The organism is Ruegeria sp. D4, from assembly GCF_056534475.1.
Genome location: NZ_JBQFPJ010000022.1, coordinates 62,460 through 80,876 on the forward strand (window position 1 = coordinate 62,460; position 18,417 = coordinate 80,876).

Consider the following 18,417-nt stretch of genomic DNA (forward strand, 5'->3'; position numbering starts at 1 on the left):
GATCAGGCCCGGCTGTCCGCGTAGCGGAACGAGAAGTAGAGGATCAGCATCAGGAAAAACAAACCAGAGATATCGCCAATCAAGAAGGCGATGTATTCCGCCGTGGCGCTGCCAAAGGCCATGTTGGTCAGGATCGACACCAGAAACGACGTGACAATCCCCACACCCATGACACAGGCCCAGCATGGCCGTTTGCCGGGCCGGGGAAATAGGTCCCAACCAAGCCCCTTACACAGATAAAACACCGCAGGTGCGGTCGCGACGGCGATGACCATCGCCATCAGGCGGCTGGGCAGGAACACGTCCCATCCGCCGACATAAGCGAAGACGATGAAAACACCCGGCAGCAGTGCAAAAACGGCGCGCCATCCCAACAGCCAGGCGGCCAGAACCCGTACGCCATGCGGCAGAAACAACAGGCTGGCCCGGCTGGGGTATTCAGGAAAAAACACGTTCTGAAGGGGCATCAAAACCTCAAACGTGAGGAACGATACCACCACATAGGCCAAAGAGGCGTAGAAGGTTTCGGTAGCCCATTTTCGCACGACAATCAGCCGTCGTCACGAAACGCGGCGGCTTCATCTGGGTGCATGAACGATATACCGCCCCCGGTTGGCGCTGCCGCTTTGTGACAGATACCCTTTCTTGACCAGCGATTTCAGCGCGCGGAAGAATGTCGGGCGCGAAACGCTTTTGACAAGGGTGTGTTCGATCAAACCGAAAGTGCGCACTTCCTCGTCGGATTTGGACAGTTCCTCGGCGGCATAGTAGATATCGCGCTCAACCGGAGAGAGCTTCTCGAGGCCCAGCGTTCGTTCCATGCTCTGCATGAGTTTGCGCAATTCAGTGAGTTTCGAAATTTCCGTCATGATTTTCCGTTTTCCCCTTAGTCAGGTTTCAGTCACCCGTGGTGATGAGAAACATGCAGTGTGGTGCTGTATTTGGCATGTCTCATATTGACACTCATCCCTCTGGGACTAAACTGGTTTCCTGATTAGGCTGCTCAATTTCCAAGGTGAGTGAGTTCTTGAGAGCTGCCCAAAAGTTCTTTCAGTTGCGGCCCGGTGCGTTTCGTGCCGGGCACTTTTTTGACCTAAATGAAAACGTGGGTAGCGCAATTTACCGCATCAGGCAATGCAATTGCCAACACATATGGGTGAATACATCTATATGGCGAGCAGTGCTGCGCCTTTCACCCGGGTCCGGATGAAATCAGGGGCGCGGTGGCCCCTGAAATTGCCTTATCCGATTGCGACGGCTTTGATGTCTTCGTCGATAAAGGGCAGATATTGCTCAAAGTTTTCGGCAAACATCTGCACCAGTTTTTCAGCCTGTTTGTCGAAGGCTGCCTGATCGTCCCATGTGCGGCGCGGGTCCAGCAGGACTTCGGGCACACCGGGAACCGAGACCGGAACGTCAAAGCCAAAGCTGGCATCCTTGCGGAACTCCGCATCCGCCAGCGACCCTTCCAGCGCCGCAGTCAGCAGCGCGCGGGTTGCCTTGATGGGCATCCGGCTGCCAACGCCGTAAGCGCCTCCGGTCCAGCCGGTGTTCACCAGCCAGCAGGTCGCGCCGTGCTGGGCAATCTTGTCCCGCAGCAGGTTGCCGTAGGCCTCGGGGCGGCGCGGCATGAAAGGTGCGCCAAAGCAGGTCGAGAATGTGGGCTGAGGCTCGGTAATGCCACGCTCGGTACCGGCGACTTTCGACGTGAAGCCTGACAGGAAGTGATACATCGCCTGCGCCGGTGTCAGCCGCGCAATCGGGGGCAGAACACCAAATGCGTCGCAGGTCAGCATGATGATATTCTTTGGATGGCCGCCCAACGCCGATTTCGATGCGTTCGAGATATATTCCAGCGGATAGGCGCAACGCATGTTCGCTGTCAGGGAATCGTCGTCGAAATCCAGTTTTTTGGTCTCGGGATCGAAGACCATGTTCTCGATCACCGTGCCGAATTTCGTGGTGGTGGCGTAAATCTCGGGTTCTGCCTCGGCATTCAGGTTGATGGTCTTGGCATAGCAGCCACCTTCGAAGTTGAAAGTGCCGCGGTCGGACCAGCCGTGCTCGTCATCGCCGATCAGCACGCGGGACGGGTCGGCGGACAAGGTGGTTTTGCCGGTGCCGGACAGGCCGAAGAACACGGCGGTATCAACCGGGTTGCCCACAGCATGGTTGGCCGAGCAGTGCATCGGCATCACGCCCTTTTCGGGCAGCATGTAGTTCAGCAGGGTAAAGACAGACTTTTTGTTCTCACCTGCATATTCTGTGCCGCCGATCAGGATCAGCTTGCGGTCGAAGTTCAGCGCAATCACGGTCTCGCTGCGGCAGCCGTGCTTTTTCGGGTCCGCGCTGAAACTGGGGCAGTTGATGACGGTGAAATCCGCGGTGAACTCGTCCAGGTCAGCGCGGTCCGGCCGTCGCAGCAGGTGGCGGATAAAAAGGTTGTGCCAGGCCAATTCGGTGACCATGCGCACGTTGATCGAATAGGCCGGATCGGCCCCACCGACCAGGTCCTGCACGAAATAGTCGCGACCCTTCATATGGGCCAGCATATCTTCATATAGCGCGTCAAAGCCCTGGGCGGTCATTGCGGCGTTGTTTTCCCACCAGATGGTGTCGGCGACGCTGTCGGTTTTGACAACATGCTTGTCTTTCGGAGACCGGCCTGTGAATTTGCCAGTCGTAACCAGAAACGCGCCGCCATTGCCCAGCGTGCCCTCGCCGCGCTTCAGCGCCTCTTCGATCAGCGCAGGTTCCATGAAGTTGTAATAGACATTGCCCAGACCCTCGATGCCCTGATCCTCGAGGCGGAATTGCGGGTTAACCCGTCCAGATGTCATGTGTGTCTTCTCCTGTGGCGGCGCGAAGGCTGTTTGGCCTTATGCGCTCTTGGGGCAGTATGCCGGGAAAAACCGGCGGATGGGCGGGTCTTATCACGGTCATTTAGGGCATGAACAGGACGGTTTGGCGCAGTTAGCGCAACCAAGTACAAGTTTAGCGCCACCAAGAATTTTCCGCCAAAAATCTGGGCGGCAATTTGCGGGCAGCAAGGCAAATTTGCCGCAAGCTTGCCCCAAGAAAGGCACGATTCGCAGTTACGGATTGATTCGGCGTCCTAAAAACGCCAACAATGCCTTACAAATAAGCCAATTATTGCAAGAGTGAGCAGGAATAGGGATGAACCCGATGTCAAAGATTGCACTGGTGGATGACGACAGGAACATTCTGACGTCGGTATCCATGACGCTCGAAGCCGAGGGTTTTGAGGTCGAAACATATAATGACGGGCAGGCTGCCCTGGATGCATTCAACAAGAAATTGCCGGACATGGCCGTGCTGGACATCAAGATGCCCCGCATGGACGGCATGGACCTGTTGCAAAGGCTGCGCCAGAAAACTCAGATGCCGGTGATCTTCCTGACATCCAAGGATGACGAGATCGACGAGGTTCTGGGCCTTCGCATGGGCGCGGATGACTATGTCAAAAAGCCTTTTTCACAGCGTCTTCTGGTTGAACGTATCCGCGCGTTGCTGCGCCGGCAGGAAGCGACCGAGGGCGATGTGTCCGCTGCCGCCTCGGGTGATGCCAAGGTCATGGAGCGGGGTGAACTTCGGATGGATCCGCTGCGCCACGCCGTAAGCTGGAAGGGCACCGATGTTTCGCTGACAGTGACCGAGTTCCTGTTGTTGCAGGCGCTGGCGCAGAGACCGGGGTTCGTCAAAAGCCGCGATCAGTTGATGGATGTGGCCTATGACGATCAGGTTTATGTCGACGACCGCACCATCGACAGCCACATCAAGCGGCTGCGCAAGAAAATGCGCGCGGCAGATCCTGAGTTTTCGGCCATCGAAACCCTGTACGGCATCGGGTACAGATACAACGAAGAATAAGAATAGCCTTCTGATAAGGGGTAGCCGGGTCTCGTGCGCGATACCGAACAAGCTAATGCGCTGCGCGACGGAGATGTCGTTCTGGGGGATGACTGGGTCATCCCGCATGATCCCGAGTCCCATGAACTCAGGGCGACGCGGTCGCGACGCAATCTGTTTTCTCTGCGCGGCTCTCCTCTGGCGCGCAAGATCATCACGTTCAACCTGATCGCCCTGGTCATTCTTGTGACCGGGTTGCTGTATCTGGACGATTCACGCAAGGAGCGGGTCCAGCAGACGGCGCGCAATCTGGTGGGTGATGCCCAGCTGGTCAGCAACGTGTTCGAAACCCAGCTGCGTCAGGCGGATTCCGACGGCCCCCGGGACGCTGCTGATCTGGATGTCAGGGACACGTTGTCCGGACTTACACTGCCCGATGGCGGCGAGGTCTTCATTTATGATGCCCAGGGCACCCTGATCGGCTGGACCCGAGGCGCTTCGCTGCCGGCGCAAATGCCTCTCGGGTTGGAGTCAGGGGCCGATGCGCCAACCGGCAGTACAGTTATCAGTGACGGTCTCAATGCCGTCTGGATGGGTCTGACGACAGTATTCACGAAACCGCAGGAAACCGATCCACCGACGCTTGCACAACGCGTACAGGAAATCATCCCGCAGGCATTGCTGGGCAATGTTCAAATGCAGGCGGTTCAGGATGATGCAGGGGAAACCGCAATCGTGGCGGCTGCGCCCATTCTGTTTGACGGAAGCCCGGTCGGTGCCGTTGCCATGGCCGGTCCGGCCGGTGAGATTGATGCGCTTGCCCGGCAGGAGCAGGAGCGCATTCTGCAGATGTTCGTGGTGGCCCTGCTGGTGTCTGTCGGCCTGAGCCTTGTTCTTGCATCAACCATCGCCAACCCGCTTGCGGATCTGGCGGCGGCTGCCGAGATGGGCAGGGACAGGGGGGCTGGTGTCAATCCGGGCCGCATTCGAATTCCCGACCTCAGCGCCCGCCCCGATGAAATCGGGCAGCTCAGCGGAGCGCTGCGAGGGATGGTGACCGCGCTTTACAACCGGATCGATGCGAACGAGCAGTTTGCGGCGGACGTGGCGCATGAAATCAAGAACCCGCTTGCAAGCCTGCAATCGGCAGTCGGGACGCTTCGCATGGTCAAACGCGACGACCAGCGCGAGAAACTTTTGGGCGTGATCGAACATGACGTGCGGCGCCTGGACCGGTTGGTCAGTGATATTTCCAACGCATCCCGACTGGATGCCGAACTGGTCAAGGAAGAGGAGCAGCCCTTTGATCTGCTCAAGCTGCTGGGCAATCTTGGGCAGTATCTGGGCGAAGACGCGCGGTCGAAAGGGATCGACTACATCACCGATCTGCCGCCCGACCCGATTGTGATCAACGGGCTTGAGGCGCGACTGGCACAGGTTTTCGTCAATCTGATCACCAATGCGATTTCCTTCTGTGAGGAAAGCGATGCCATTCGGGTCTGGGTACGACAGCGCGAGAACCGGGTTCTGGTGGTGGTGGAAGATACCGGTCCGGGCATACCCGATCAGGCGCTGACCAAAGTGTTCAAACGCTTCTACTCGCAGCGCCCGGTCGAGCATTTTGGGAACAACTCGGGCTTGGGACTTGCGATTTCAAAACAGATTGTCGAGGCCCACGGCGGTGTGATCTGGGCGGAGAACATCCGTCCGACCGAAGCGGACATAACTTCGGATCCTTTGGGCGCCCGGTTTGTTGTCGGGCTTCCTTTGTAGGCATATGTCCAGCCCGACCCTTTCTGCCATCGAACAACAGAACACAGCTTGTATCCATGCCGCTTGCGTCAGCATCGAAGGGCACGGCCTTCTGATCGTGGGGCGTTCTGGCGCGGGCAAGTCGTCACTGGCGCTGCAGATGATGGCGCTCGGGGCACGGCTTGTTGCGGACGACCGGGTCAATCTGCATGTACGGGATGGCCATGTGATCGCCGACGCCGTTCCGGAGCTGCGGGGCGTGATCGAGGCGCGTGGTATCGGCCTGTTGCGCGCAGACTCTAAGGGTCCGGTTCCTGTCAGCCTCGTTGTGGATCTGGACCAGAGCGAACCCGCACGTCTGCCCGAGCCACGGATGGTGGTTCTGCTGGGGCATCCTGTTCCCTTGCTTTGGGGCGGTGAAGTCCCCAATTTGGCCGCAGCATTGGTACAATTTATGAAAATGGGACGAATGGATCCGGAATGGCCCGGGAACTGACAGCACAGCGGCGTATCGTTCTGGTCACCGGGCCTTCGGGTGCCGGACGTTCGACCGCAATCCATGTTCTCGAAGATCTGGGCTTTGAAGCCATCGACAACCTGCCCATGGGGCTGTTGACACGCCTTCTGGATGGCCCGGAAAGCGACCGGCCCATGGCGCTTGGGATCGACGCGCGCAACCGCGATTTTTCAACCATCGGATTCATTGAACTGGTGGCGAAACTCAGCCGGATGGAACAGGTCGATCTGACCACCCTTTATCTGGATTGCAGCGATGACGTGCTGCTGCGACGCTTTTCCGAAACCCGCCGGCGGCACCCGGTGGCAAGGGATTCCAGCCCCGAATCCGGCGTACGCCAGGAAAAGGAGCTGCTGGCCCCGATCTGCGAAATTGCCGATACGCTGATCGACTCGACAGCACTGAATGTCCATCAGTTGCGCGATGAGGTCGAGCGATGGTTCGCACCTCAGGGCGGCCGACATCTGGCGGTGTCGATTGAATCCTTTTCGTACAAGCGCGGCCTGCCAAGGGGACTGGACATGGTGTTTGACTGCCGGTTTCTGGCCAATCCGTACTGGCGCCCTGAATTGCGCGCGGCCGATGGTAGAAACCCGGATGTTGCAAGCTATGTTCAGTCGGATATGAACTACGGACCGTTCTTCGACAAGGTCGTCGATCTGCTCAGGCTTTTGCTGCCGGCCTTCCGGGCCGAGGGCAAGGCGCATCTTTCGGTTGCGTTTGGCTGCACAGGTGGGCAACATCGTTCGGTCGCGATGGCCGAAGCGGTCGCAAAGGCCCTTGCGGAAGAGAGCCAGCAGGTGGCAATCAGACACCGCGAAATGGAACGACGTTCGTTGAATGTGAGGCCGGATTGATCGGGATCGTAATTGTAGCGCATGGCAGGCTGGCCGAAGAATACCTGGCCGCGATGCAGCACGTGGTCGGGACACAGCCGGGTCTTGTCGCGATACCGATCGAGGCCGATCATGATCGCGACGCCAAACAAAGCGAAATATGCCGTGCCGCGGATCAGGTCGACGCTGGCGATGGTGTCGTTGTCGTGACTGACCTGTTTGGCGGCAGCCCGTCGAATCTGAGCATGCGGGCCTGCGCCCCGCAGGATCGTCGCATACTTTACGGCGCAAACCTTCCCATGTTGATCAAACTGGCCAAAAGCCGCCACTTGCCCGTCGGCGATGCCGTCCGGCAAGCGATTGAGGCTGGACGAAAATATATCAATGCGCAGAATGTCACGTTGGACTAAAATCGGATTAATTGACCATGACCACCCGAAGCTTGAAAATTATTAACGAAAAGGGCCTACACGCCCGTGCCTCAGCCAAGCTGGTCGAGGTGGTCGAGGGATTTGATGCCAGTGCCGAGGTTTCGCGGGACGGACTTTCTGCATCCGGTGACAGTATTATGGGCCTTTTGATGTTGGCAGCATCGCGCGGAACCACTATTGACGTCGAGACGTCCGGACCGGATGCTGAGGCGTTGGCGGAAGCCTTGGAAACTTTGGTGAACGACAAGTTCGGAGAGGGATTCTGAGCCGGTCCTGCCAGGACAGGAAGAACGGGAAAACCAGGAATTGGCGGAAACAACGCACGAGACCAAGACGAACCCGGTGGTAGATGGGGCCGGTGAACAAGGCGAAATCTATGATCGCAGAACGCTGACCTACGCCAACTCGTTTGACGATGCCTGGACTTCGGCTGCCATTCGGGTCATCGAATGGTGCACCGGAAAACTGACCATTTTGCGAATGGTCAATAAATTCGAAAAAAAGAACGAGTTGTACCGCGGCCAGCGTTTTTGGGGCGGCGCGCTCGAGGTGATGGGCATCAAACTGACCACGCCGCAGGAACAGATCGATCGCATTCCCAAGGAAGGCCCGGTCGTTGTGGTCGCCAACCACCCCCATGGCATGGTTGACGGCATGATTTTTGCCGAACTGATCGGCCGCGTGCGCAGCGATTATCGCATCCTGACCCGCTCGGTTCTGACCGGCCTGGATGAAGCTGCGACATCGTTCATGATCGCGGTTCCGTTTCCGCACGATCCCGAAGCCCAGGCCAAGATGCTGGAAATGCGCGGCAAGGCGATGGAACACCTCAAGAATGGCGGCGTGGTAGCCTTGTTCCCTTCGGGCGTGGTGATGTCTTCGGACAGTTGGTTCGGTCCCGCACAGGAACGGGAGTGGAACGTTTTTACGGCCAAGATGATCCGCCGGTCCGGTGCTCAGGTCGTGCCGATCTTTTTTCCTGGTTGCAACTCGCGCTGGTATCAGATCGCAAACCGTGTTTCCCCGATCCTGCGTCAGGGGCTGCTGCTGCACGAGATCGTAAGGTCCTGCAACAAACCGCAGTCTCCGGTCATCGGTGATCCGATTTCGCAGGACGACATGCAGCTGCTCGAAAAAGACCCGCGCGGGTTCATGGCATGGCTTAGAAAGCACACCTTGGCTCTGGGTGGTGGGACCAGGGCCTGATCCGCGTCTTCATCTGGCTGAAAATATCCCGGGGGTAAGCCCGGATGAAATCCGGGCGAGGGGGCTGGCCCCCTGTGCGTCAGCGCGTTGGTATTGGGACTTCGCCACGATAGTCATAAAACCCGCGCTCGGTCTTTCGCCCCAGCCAGCCGGCCTCGACATACTTTGTCAGCAGTGGACACGGACGGTACTTTGTGTCGGCCAGACCCTCATGCAACACATTCATGATCGCCAGGCATGTGTCCAGGCCGATGAAATCCGCCAGCTCCAGCGGCCCCATCGGATGATTGGCGCCCAGCTTCATTGACTGGTCGATGGACTGAACGCTACCGACACCCTCATACAATGTATAAACCGCCTCGTTGATCATCGGCATCAGGATCCGGTTCACGATGAAGGCCGGAAAATCTTCGGCGCTGGCCGCGGTCTTGCCCAACCGGTCCACAACAGCTTTGCAGGCTTTGTAGGTCGCTTCATCCGTTGCGATGCCGCGGATCAACTCGACCAGCTGCATCACTGGTACAGGGTTCATGAAGTGAAAGCCCATGAACCGTTCCGGACGGTCGGTTCGGCTGGCAAGACGCGTGATCGAAATGGAAGAGGTATTCGAGGTCAGGATCGTATGGGGCTGCAGATGCGGTTGAAGGTCCTCGAAAATGGCCTGCTTGATCGTTTCGCGTTCGGTCGCGGCCTCGATCACAAGATCGGTTTGACCCAGTTTAGGCAATTCAAGCGTGGTATCGATGCGCAAAAGGGCGGCCTGCATGGCCTCGTCGGTGATCTTTCCGCGGGACACCTGCCGGGCAAGATTGCCTTCGATCGTCGCCAGAGCATTGTCCAGCGCCTCCTGGCTGACGTCGGTCAAAAGGACGTCATATTCCGCCAGCGCCAAAACATGGGCGATGCCATTGCCCATCTGGCCCGCGCCGATCACTCCGACTGATTTTACATCCATGTTCAGGTGCCTTTGTCCCATAGGTTGATCCGACACTATCGGCAGATCGGGGCGGGCGGCAAGGGGTTGGATCAGGCTGAATTTGCTTCAAATGCGCACATTAGGGTTTTATCAATTCCTGCAGCCGCAAGATGGCACCCGGGTGAAAAACAGGTGGGTGTTATGAGCTATCTTCAGGTCGGCTCGGGCCGGGTCGATGTTGCCGTTTGCCAATATGAACAATCCAGGCTCTGGTTTCGCGGGCCTGAGAAGCGACCGGACAAGTCCTCAGTGGTTTGTGTTGGCGGCGACGAAACATTCGGGCGGTTCGTGGATCAGCCGTTCCCTTCAGTGTTGGAAGGGCGTGTGGGAAAGTGTTGTGTCAATCTGGGCAGCCTGTTTGCCGGGGCCGAGGCGTTGGTGCGAGATCAAGGGATACTGAACCTGGTGAATGGTTCCGGGCTGTGCGTGTTGCAGATCCCCGGGCTTGCCGGTCAGTCGAACCCATTTTATCGGGTGCATCCCCGCCGAAATGATAGGTTTCTTGAGCCGACGCGTAGGCTCGTAGATCTTTATCCTGAAGTTGATTTCACAGAATTTCACTTTGTGAAGCATCTTTTGACGCGGCTATTGGACCTTGGGGCCGCCCGGTTTGCGTTGTTAGCCCAGGGTTTGCAGGATCAGTGGTGCCAAAGCCTGCAGTCCTTTCTCGAGCGTGTTGGACCGCCAGTGATCTTGCTGTGGCTGCGCGTGCACAGGCAATCGCCATGCGATGTTGGCGGGCAATTGCTGGTCGACAGGCCAATGGTCGAGCAATTCCGATCGCATTGCGCGGGTATCGTCGAGTTGTCGGTCTGCGTTGCCGGCGCTTCAGACGAACTTGAGGACGTGCTGTTCGGAACATTGCAGCAGCCCATGGCAGAGCACATGATCGGCCCGGCCGCACACAGGGCCATCGCGGATGCTCTGGTGCCGGTTATTCAAGATCTGAACTGAAAAAGGCCCGCCTTGCGGCGGGCCTTGAAGATTTCTCGTCGAGAAAATTGTGTTCTTGATCAGCCAAGCTTTTCGGTCAGTTCCGGAACGGCCTGGAACAGGTCGGCAACCAGTCCGAAGTCGGCGACCTGGAAGATCGGCGCTTCTTCATCCTTGTTGATTGCGACGATGACCTTCGAGTCCTTCATCCCAGCCAGGTGCTGGATCGCGCCCGAGATGCCGACGGCAACGTACAGGTCCGGAGCCACGACCTTACCGGTCTGACCCACCTGCCAGTCGTTCGGAGCGTAACCCGAGTCGACCGCCGCGCGCGATGCGCCAACAGCAGCACCCAGCTTGTCAGCCAGAGCTTCAATCAGTTTGAAGTCTTCTTCGGAGCCAACACCGCGGCCACCTGAAACAACAACGCCAGCCGAGGTCAGCTCGGGGCGGTCGCTGGCCGCAACCTTGTCCTCGACCCAGGACGACAGGCCCGGATTTTCGCCGACCGAGATGGTCTCGACCGGGGCCGAACCACCTTCGCCCGCCGCGTCAAAGCTGGCGGTCCGCAGGGTGACGACCTTTTTGGCGTCGTTCGATTTCACGGTCTGGATCGCGTTGCCTGCATAGATCGGGCGTTCGAAGGTCGAGCCGTCGACAACGCCAGATGCATCCGAGATCACCATCACGTCCAGCAGCGCTGCAACGCGCGGCATCACGTTCTTTGCGTCGGTGGTGGCGGGTGCCACGATGTGCTCGTACCCGTCGGCCAGACCCACGATCAGCGCTGCGGTCGATTCCGCCAGGCGGTGGCCCAGCGAAGCGTCTTCGGCAACCAGAACCTTGGAAACGCCGTCGATCTTGGCAGCAGCTTCACCAGCGGCAGCGGCGGAACCGCCAGCGGCCAGAACGGTTACATCGCCCAGAACTTTCGCGGCATTGACGGCCTTGGCGGTGGCGTCCAGCGACAGCTCACCATTGTTGACTTCAGCGAGAAGAAGAACAGCCATTACACAGCCCCCGCTTCTTTGAGTTTCTCGACCAGCTCGTCGACCGAGCCCACGATGATGCCCGCAGCGCGTGCCGGCGGCTCTTCGGTCTTGACGATTTCCAGACGCGGAGTGACGTCGACGCCGTAATCGGCGGCGGTTTTCTCGTCCAGCGGCTTTTTCTTCGCCTTCATGATGTTGGGCAGCGACGCATAGCGCGGCTCGTTCAGACGCAGATCAACGGTCACGATGGTCGGCATCTTGACGCTGATGGTCTGCAGGCCGCCGTCCACCTCGCGGGTGATCTTGGCGGTGTCGCCTTCAATGTCCAGCTCGGACGCGAAGGTGCCCTGGCTCCAGCCCAGCAGGGCCGACAGCATCTGGCCAGTGGCGTTCATGTCGTTGTCGATCGCCTGCTTACCCGCCAGAACGATGCCCGGCTGTTCTTCCTCGACCACTTTGGCAAGGATCTTGGCAACGGCCAGCGGTTCGATGTCCTGATGCACGTCATCGGCAGCAACGACCAGAATGGCGCGGTCCGCGCCCATGGCCAGAGCGGTCCGCAGCGTCTCCTGCGCCTGCTTCACGCCGATCGAGACGGCCACGACTTCCTCAGCTTTGCCAGCCTCTTTCAGGCGGATCGCCTCTTCCACTGCAATCTCGTCGAACGGGTTCATCGACATCTTTACATTGGCGAGATCAACACCGCTCCCGTCCGCCTTCACGCGAACCTTCACGTTGTAGTCAATCACGCGCTTGACAGGCACAAGTACCTTCATTTTTGCGTACGCTCCTTACAAAAACGGCAAGCCGCGTCGCGACTCCACCAATGCTCTCGGGGTGTAGATAGCGTCTCAATCCGCGCGACAACAGAGCAAAATCGTCACGTCGTAAGCTTGAGACGTCGCGTTTCATGATTTTTTTACGTAACGGTAGTGTCGCAGTGGGAACGGGTTAGTGCGCGACGGGACGAGTGGCGGACCGGAACAGACGCTTTACTGTGATTGTCGGGCCGAGGCCTCACCCTTCCGGTCGCCACCGGGTCTACAGGACACCGTGCCGCTTTCAGCGGTTCGCGCCCGGAACCCACAAAACGTCAGCCTGGCCGTCGTTGTTGGCGCAGCGGGCGGCGACGAAGAACCAATCGCTCAGCCGGTTCAAATATTTCACGGCGACTACGTTGACGGGCTCCATATTGGACAGTTCGACCACCAGACGCTCGGCACGCCGCGACACCGTGCGACATACATGCAATTGCGCCGCCAGCCGGGTGCCGCCCGGCAGGATGAAACTGCGCAGCGGCTCCAGCCGTTCGTTCATGGAGTCGATCTCGGCTTCCAGCCGGTCGATCTGTGCCGGAGCGATCCGCAATGGCGGGTAATCCGCCTCGGCATCCTTTTCCATATCTGGACGGCACAGATCAGCGCCCAGATCGAACAGATCGTTCTGGATGCGCGCCAGCGCTGCTTCGACATCGCCATCGGCTTCCGCGCGGGCGACGCCGACAAAGGCGTTCAGTTCGTCCACCGTGCCATAGCCAGCCACACGGCCCGAGTATTTGGCGACCCGTTCGCCATTGCCAAGCGCGGTTTTGCCATCGTCGCCTGTGCGCGTGTAGATTTTGTTCAGAACAACCATTTATTGCCCTCCCTGTCCGCTTATTGCCCTCCCTGTCCGCGCAGATAGACGTAGAGCACAATCAGCACCACGGCAATGAACTGAAACAGGATGCGCAGGCGCATCATCTTGTTGCTTTTGTGGGCCGCTTCGGTCCCACCTTTGCCAAAGTTTGCAATGCCCAAAGCCAAAACGACGACAACTGCCGCCATGGCCAAAAGCAAGACCAGCATGATCAGGTCCATGGAGCCCTCGTCCGCGTTTGTTTTCACGCCTCCATCTAGCGGGCGCAGCGGCAAAAGCGAATGGGTTTTTGTGTCTCAGCCCAATGACAGAATGCGATCTATGGTTTTTGTGGACAAAACCCGGCGCAGATACCCGGCGATGTAGGTGGGCGTGGTGACGTAATAGCGCGCGCGCGGTCTTTTCGCGCTCACGGCAATCGCGAGTTTGTCGGTCACGGCTGATGCGGGCAGTTCAAACCGGTCGGGGCCAGAAGATTCGTAGAGTCGTGTCAGCAGCGAAGTTTCGTATTTTTCCCGCAATGCCGAGTTTTCCCAGTCGATGAACCGTTCAAACACCGGGATCGAGTTTTCCCGAATCTTCGAAGTGATCGGCCCGGGTTCGATCAGGACGACCTTAATATCGGTATCCCTGAGCTCCAGCCGCAGGGTGTCGGTCAGACCCTCGATCGCGTATTTCGTCGCGACATACGCACCGCGCCAGGGGAACGCGACCAGTCCAAGCACCGATGAGCATTGTACTATACGACCGTGACCCTGACGCCGCATCACCGGGATGACCTGCCGGGTCAGTTCGTGCCAGCCAAATACATTGGATTCGAATATGACGCGCAACCCATCCGTCGGCACGTCTTCTATCGCACCGGGCAATCCATGTGCACCATTGTTGAACAGTGCATCCAGCGTGCCGCCGGTCGACTCAAGCACCTGTGCCAGGCCTGTTCGGATACTATCCGCATCTGCATAATCGATTCGCGGACTGTCAAAGCCCTGTGCCCTCAGCCTGTCGCAGTCGCGCTGTTGGCGGCAGGCCGCGAAGACTCGCCAGCCGCGGGCGCGCATCCCATGAGCCGCATCCAGGCCAATACCGGAAGAGCAGCCTGTGATCAGAATGGATTTCTGCATGTCATCCCCGAGATGTTCTTTTGCCAAAAGCTATGGCGCGGTCCCGGTCAGGACAATGACATCGCTGTGTCAGTATTCTGTTTTTCGGATCAGTGAGGCGGAAATCCATCCGATCTGTTGCCCGGGCAACACGCGCAGCCGCAGCCAGCCGGTTCCCGAATCGCCAATCACTTCGACCTTCTGTCCGATCGAAACCTTGCCAACGACCGGATAGATCGTGCCGGGCCCATCGCGCATGTTGACGCGGGTGCCCGTAACTTCGCGGATGTCTTTTGCGGGCTCGGTGGGGGCAACGGTCTGCGAAACCCCGTCGGGCACCTCAGGTGTGATCTGACGCAGCGCTGCCGCACCCTGATCCAGAGACGCCAGAGAGAATGTCGCGGCCTGATCGCCAAACAGGAACAGGTCTGAACTCAGCCCAACAGCAACCTGCGTCAGCTGCGCCTGAGTATCGACCTGAACAGGCGCCGGTTCAGGTTCCGGCTTTGGCTTCTCGGGTTCGACCGGCTTAATAGCGGCTTTTTTCACAAGGTCTTCCGCCGGGGCCGGAGCAATCGGCTTTGGTGCGGGTATGGGAACTGACGCCACTTGCACAGGTTTTTCCGCGCGCAGGCCGCGCGGCTCGAAATTGGGGCCGCCGCTCATCACGTAGAAGCTCCATCCGAGCAGAGCAAAGGTAACTAGTATAAGGCGCGTCATGACGCAATCCCCCGGGTAATCGCAACAACAAACAGGCAGCATTCAATTGATGAAAGTTTAGCATAGCTTGGGGATTGAGTCGAAAGATGGGGGAAATCCGGGGCTTGCCTCCCCGTGTTGCAAAAAGCGCGACTTGTCCCCAGTAAATTGCGCGCTGCTTGCTTTACCACGCCGCGCTTGCGTCGTATCACATCATATATGAACGACACGATCGACGACCCCAACATGGAGACCCCCGGCAACGGGGGTGAGGTAGCCGAACCGCTGCGCCGCGCGATTGGCGAACGCTATCTGACCTATGCGCTGTCCACCATTATGCATCGGGCCTTGCCCGATGCGCGGGATGGGTTGAAACCGGTCCACCGGCGAATCCTCTATGCGATGAGAGAGCTGCGACTCAGCGCAACCGGAGGATTCAGGAAGTCGGCCAAGATTTCCGGCGATGTGATGGGCAACTATCACCCGCACGGGGACGCCGCGATTTACGACGCGATGGCGCGTCTGGCGCAGGACTTCAACGTCCGTTACCCGCTGGTCGACGGGCAGGGGAATTTCGGCAATATCGACGGCGACAACCCGGCGGCCTCGCGATATACCGAGGCGCGGATGACCATCGTGGCCGAGGCGCTGCTTGAGGGGCTGAACGAAGACGCCGTCGATTTCCGCGACAACTATGATGGCACCCTGACTGAGCCGGTCGTGCTCCCCGCGCAGTTCCCGAACCTTTTGGCCAACGGGGCCAGTGGTATCGCGGTGGGGATGGCCACGAACATCCCGCCGCACAACATCTCGGAACTCTGCGACGCCTGTCTGCATCTGATCAGGACACCCGACGCCCGCGACGACACGTTGTTGAACTATGTTCCCGGCCCGGACTTCCCGACCGGCGGCGTGATTGTCGAGCCGCCAGAGAATATCGCACAGGCGTATCGGACCGGGCGCGGTTCGTTTCGTCTGCGCTGCAAGTTCGAGGTCGAGGATCTGGGGCGAGGTCAGTGGCAGATCGTTGTTACCGAGATCCCCTATCAGGTTCAGAAATCGAAACTGATCGAAAAGATCGCCGAACTGATCCAGACCAAGAAAATCCCGATCCTCGCGGATGTGCGCGACGAATCTGCCGATGACATTCGCCTGATCCTGGAACCACGCTCCAAGAACGTGGATCCCGAGGTGCTGATGGGCATGCTCTACCGCAACTCGGATCTTGAGGTGCGGTTCAGCCTGAACATGAACGTGCTGATCGACGGGGTGACACCCAAGGTTTGCTCGATGAAGGAAGTGCTGCGCGCTTTCCTTGATCACCGGCAAGAGGTGCTGATCCGCCGCTCGCGTCACCGTCTGGGCAAGATCGACCATCGGTTGGAGGTGTTGGAGGGCTTTATCGTCGCGTTCCTCAACCTCGACCGGGTGATCGACATCATCCGCTATGATGATGACCCCAAAGCCGCGCTGATGCGCGAAGATTGGGGCATAGATCATGTCCGCGCGACCAACGAGGCCGACTATGTCTCGCCCAAGCCGGGCGAGGGCGAACTGTCCGAGGTTCAGGTCGACGCGATCCTCAACATGCGCCTGCGCAGCCTGCGCCGTCTGGAAGAGATGGAGCTGGTTCGCGAACGTGACGAATTGATGCTGGAGCGCGCCAACCTTGAAGACCTGCTGGCCGATGAGGGCCTGCAATGGGCCAAAATCGCCGAGCAGCTGAAAGAGACCAAGAAGACATTCGGCAAAGACTACGAAGGCGGCGCGCGCCGGACGCGGTTCGCCGAAGCGGGGCAGGTCGAGGAAGTGCCGCTAGAGGCGATGATCGACCGCGAGCCGATTACGGTCGTCTGCTCTCAGATGGGGTGGATTCGCGCCATGACCGGCCATATCGACCTGAAGCGTGAACTGAAGTTCAAGGATGGCGACGGCCCACGATTCATTTTCCACGCCGAAACGACTGATCGCCTGCTGGTGTTTGCCTCGAACGGGCGGTTCTACACGGTCAGCGCCGCCAACCTGCCCGGCGGGCGGGGCATGGGCGAGCCGCTGCGCCTGATGGTTGACCTGCCGAATGAGGCGCAGATCATCGACATTTTCATTCACAAGCCAGGCCGAAGGCTGCTTGTCGCATCGGATGCGGGCAACGGCTTTATGGTGCCCGAGGATGATGTGCTGGCCCAGACCCGCAACGGCAAACAGGTGCTGAACGTCAAAGGCGACGAAACCGCGATGATCTGTAAACCGGTGGATGGGGATCACGTGGCCGTTGTGTCTCAGAACGGCAAGTTCCTTGTGTTCCCGACTGAAGACCTGCCCGAGATGACACGCGGCAAGGGCGTGCGCCTTCAGAAATATAACATGGCACGCGGCCGCCAGGGCACGCTGGAGCTGGATGGCGGGTTGTCCGACATCACCACTTTCAACTGGGAAGAGGGCCTGAAGTGGTCGATGGGTGGTGACAAGACCCGGCACGAGGCCGATATGTCCCAGTGGCTGGCCAAACGTGCCAGCGTTGGTAAAAAACCTCCCTATGGCTTCCCGCGCGACTATAAATTCTCGTGATCAGGGCGCGCTTACGGGTGGATTTCTGCCGATACGACTTGGCACAGGCCGTATCGGTGCGCTAGATCAAAGAAAAACAGGCCTATCGAGACGAGAACATGTTGCGCATTCTGACCCTGATCACCGGATTGGCCCTGATGGCCGCCTGCACCCAGACGCAGGTTTATGAAGAGCCAGAATCGCTGGGCGAATTCAAGCTGCGGGTCAACTATGCTTTTGCCGAAAAGGCGGTGCAAGGCCCAGTGTCGCGGGATGCGACGCCTGATGAATGGACCGAGGCGATCCAGAACGCGGTCGACATTCGCCTGGGTCGCTACTCTGGCGCACAGGAATATGACATCGGTATCAGTCTGGAAGGCTATATGCTGGCGCCTCCGGGCATTCCGGTAATCTACAATCCCAAAAGCACGGCGATTGTTCTGGTAAACGTGTACGATGTGAACAAGAAAGAGTTTCTGGCCAAGGGCAAACAGTTTCAGGTTCTTGAGGACACGACCGGCGGAAGTGCCCTGAAAGGCTCGGGGCACGAGCGGACCAAAGAAGAGCAGATGAGCGGGCTTGCCCTGAAAGTCGCCGACCGGGTTGAGGAGTGGCTGGCCGAGGAACACAAGGACAATGGCTGGTTTGATCGGCGGCCCGATCTGATCCGGCCGCTCGAATCCGGGGATGTTACGCAAAATCCGGCATAAGGGGCCGCTTTTCCCTCAGGATGTGCTTGATTTTCCCCTTTGAACCAAATATCTCGCGCGCGCAGATGTAACCACGGGACCAAGGGTCCCCCAAATCGCAAAAGGGCGCCTGAGGAATGGCAAAGGAAAAATTTGAGCGTACAAAACCGCACGTCAACATCGGCACGATTGGCCACGTTGACCATGGTAAGACCACGCTGACGGCGG

General features: G+C 58.7%; 22 protein-coding genes. 12 read left to right on the forward strand and 10 right to left on the reverse strand.

Features of this window, described 5'->3' with window-relative positions; all coding sequences use genetic code 11:
- Positions 1–2: 2 nt before the first annotated feature.
- From ACR0MI_RS21140 to ACR0MI_RS21150, 3 genes are all read right to left on the reverse strand, one after another.
- Positions 3–545 carry a hypothetical protein gene (locus ACR0MI_RS21140; RefSeq protein WP_480440602.1) on the reverse strand — a complete coding sequence of 181 codons (543 nt, stop codon included), beginning with the start codon at positions 543–545 and terminating at the stop codon, positions 3–5.
- A gap of 33 nt (positions 546–578) precedes the next feature.
- Complete coding sequence (locus tag ACR0MI_RS21145) at positions 579–869, reverse strand: hypothetical protein (protein ID WP_170611898.1); 291 nt, start codon at positions 867–869, stop codon at positions 579–581.
- A 372-nt stretch (positions 870–1,241) separates the two neighbouring features.
- Positions 1,242–2,840: a phosphoenolpyruvate carboxykinase gene (locus ACR0MI_RS21150; RefSeq protein WP_170611896.1), complete on the reverse strand. Its 1,599-nt coding sequence runs from the start codon at positions 2,838–2,840 to the stop codon at positions 1,242–1,244.
- Here ACR0MI_RS21150 and ACR0MI_RS21155 point away from each other — a divergent pair.
- The 8 genes from ACR0MI_RS21155 to ACR0MI_RS21190 are packed head-to-tail and all read left to right on the forward strand — an operon-like array spanning position 2,839 to position 8,612.
- Positions 2,839–3,165, forward strand: coding sequence for a hypothetical protein (locus tag ACR0MI_RS21155; RefSeq protein ID WP_170681511.1), 327 nt, complete (start codon positions 2,839–2,841; stop codon positions 3,163–3,165). The two genes, ACR0MI_RS21150 and ACR0MI_RS21155, sit on opposite strands and share 2 nt — an antisense overlap.
- 21 nt (positions 3,166–3,186) lie before the next feature.
- The gene (locus ACR0MI_RS21160; protein WP_170611892.1) at positions 3,187–3,891 is read left to right on the forward strand and encodes a response regulator; all 705 of its coding nucleotides are present in this window, start codon (positions 3,187–3,189) and stop codon (positions 3,889–3,891) included.
- 33 nt (positions 3,892–3,924) lie between these two features.
- Complete coding sequence (locus tag ACR0MI_RS21165; protein ID WP_170611889.1) at positions 3,925–5,643, forward strand: sensor histidine kinase; 1,719 nt, start codon at positions 3,925–3,927, stop codon at positions 5,641–5,643.
- A 4-nt stretch (positions 5,644–5,647) separates the two neighbouring features.
- Positions 5,648–6,118, forward strand: coding sequence for an HPr kinase/phosphatase C-terminal domain-containing protein (locus tag ACR0MI_RS21170; RefSeq protein WP_170611887.1), 471 nt, complete (start codon positions 5,648–5,650; stop codon positions 6,116–6,118).
- Positions 6,103–6,996: an RNase adapter RapZ gene (gene rapZ / locus ACR0MI_RS21175; protein ID WP_170611885.1), complete on the forward strand. Its 894-nt coding sequence runs from the start codon at positions 6,103–6,105 to the stop codon at positions 6,994–6,996. Before ACR0MI_RS21170 ends, rapZ begins: the two co-directional genes overlap by 16 nt.
- Positions 6,993–7,385: a PTS sugar transporter subunit IIA gene (locus tag ACR0MI_RS21180; RefSeq protein WP_170611883.1), complete on the forward strand. Its 393-nt coding sequence runs from the start codon at positions 6,993–6,995 to the stop codon at positions 7,383–7,385. The genes rapZ and ACR0MI_RS21180 overlap by 4 nt, the downstream gene beginning before the upstream one ends.
- A 17-nt stretch (positions 7,386–7,402) precedes the next feature.
- A complete protein-coding gene (locus ACR0MI_RS21185; RefSeq protein WP_170611881.1) occupies positions 7,403–7,672 on the forward strand; it encodes an HPr family phosphocarrier protein in 270 nt (89 codons plus the stop codon).
- Positions 7,673–7,712: 40 nt separating this feature from the next.
- Entirely contained in the window at positions 7,713–8,612 is a 900-nt protein-coding gene (locus ACR0MI_RS21190; protein ID WP_170611880.1) for a lysophospholipid acyltransferase family protein, read from the forward strand.
- Positions 8,613–8,691: 79 nt separating this feature from the next.
- Here ACR0MI_RS21190 and ACR0MI_RS21195 read toward each other — a convergent pair whose 3' ends face one another.
- Entirely contained in the window at positions 8,692–9,567 is an 876-nt protein-coding gene (locus ACR0MI_RS21195) for a 3-hydroxybutyryl-CoA dehydrogenase (protein WP_170611878.1), read from the reverse strand.
- A 162-nt stretch (positions 9,568–9,729) separates the two neighbouring features.
- Here ACR0MI_RS21195 and ACR0MI_RS21200 point away from each other — a divergent pair, with 162 nt between their 5' ends.
- Positions 9,730–10,542, forward strand: coding sequence for a DUF6473 family protein (locus ACR0MI_RS21200; protein WP_480440607.1), 813 nt, complete (start codon positions 9,730–9,732; stop codon positions 10,540–10,542).
- 59 nt (positions 10,543–10,601) lie between these two features.
- Here ACR0MI_RS21200 and ACR0MI_RS21205 read toward each other — a convergent pair whose 3' ends face one another.
- The 6 genes from ACR0MI_RS21205 to ACR0MI_RS21230 all read right to left on the reverse strand — a co-directional run bounded on the left by ACR0MI_RS21205 (position 10,602) and on the right by ACR0MI_RS21230 (position 14,974).
- The gene (locus tag ACR0MI_RS21205; protein WP_170611876.1) at positions 10,602–11,531 is read right to left on the reverse strand and encodes an electron transfer flavoprotein subunit alpha/FixB family protein; all 930 of its coding nucleotides are present in this window, start codon (positions 11,529–11,531) and stop codon (positions 10,602–10,604) included.
- Positions 11,531–12,289 (reverse strand): electron transfer flavoprotein subunit beta/FixA family protein, encoded by a 759-nt coding sequence (locus ACR0MI_RS21210; RefSeq protein ID WP_170611874.1) that lies wholly within the window; start codon positions 12,287–12,289, stop codon positions 11,531–11,533. The genes ACR0MI_RS21205 and ACR0MI_RS21210 overlap by 1 nt, the downstream gene beginning before the upstream one ends.
- Before the next feature lie 286 nt (positions 12,290–12,575).
- On the reverse strand, positions 12,576–13,148 hold the full coding sequence (locus tag ACR0MI_RS21215) for a cob(I)yrinic acid a,c-diamide adenosyltransferase (RefSeq protein ID WP_170611872.1): 573 nt from the start codon (positions 13,146–13,148) through the stop codon (positions 12,576–12,578).
- Between the two features lie 20 nt (positions 13,149–13,168).
- Positions 13,169–13,372, reverse strand: a complete 204-nt coding sequence (locus ACR0MI_RS21220) for a twin transmembrane helix small protein (protein WP_170611869.1) — start codon at positions 13,370–13,372, stop codon at positions 13,169–13,171.
- Between the two features lie 75 nt (positions 13,373–13,447).
- Positions 13,448–14,275, reverse strand: coding sequence for an SDR family NAD(P)-dependent oxidoreductase (locus ACR0MI_RS21225; RefSeq protein WP_170611867.1), 828 nt, complete (start codon positions 14,273–14,275; stop codon positions 13,448–13,450).
- Between the two features lie 69 nt (positions 14,276–14,344).
- Positions 14,345–14,974 carry an SH3 domain-containing protein gene (locus tag ACR0MI_RS21230; protein ID WP_480855524.1) on the reverse strand — a complete coding sequence of 210 codons (630 nt, stop codon included), beginning with the start codon at positions 14,972–14,974 and terminating at the stop codon, positions 14,345–14,347.
- A 198-nt stretch (positions 14,975–15,172) separates the two neighbouring features.
- On the opposite strand from ACR0MI_RS21230, the gene ACR0MI_RS21235 reads away from it, so the two are divergent.
- The 3 genes from ACR0MI_RS21235 to ACR0MI_RS21245 form a co-directional block, all read left to right on the forward strand.
- Positions 15,173–17,521, forward strand: a complete 2,349-nt coding sequence (locus tag ACR0MI_RS21235; protein WP_170611865.1) for a DNA topoisomerase IV subunit A — start codon at positions 15,173–15,175, stop codon at positions 17,519–17,521.
- A gap of 98 nt (positions 17,522–17,619) precedes the next feature.
- Positions 17,620–18,210, forward strand: coding sequence for a hypothetical protein (locus ACR0MI_RS21240; RefSeq protein ID WP_170611863.1), 591 nt, complete (start codon positions 17,620–17,622; stop codon positions 18,208–18,210).
- A 116-nt stretch (positions 18,211–18,326) separates the two neighbouring features.
- Positions 18,327–18,417, forward strand: a 91-nt coding sequence (locus ACR0MI_RS21245; protein ID WP_215675807.1) for a GTP-binding protein, incomplete at its 3' end; no start/stop codon positions are given.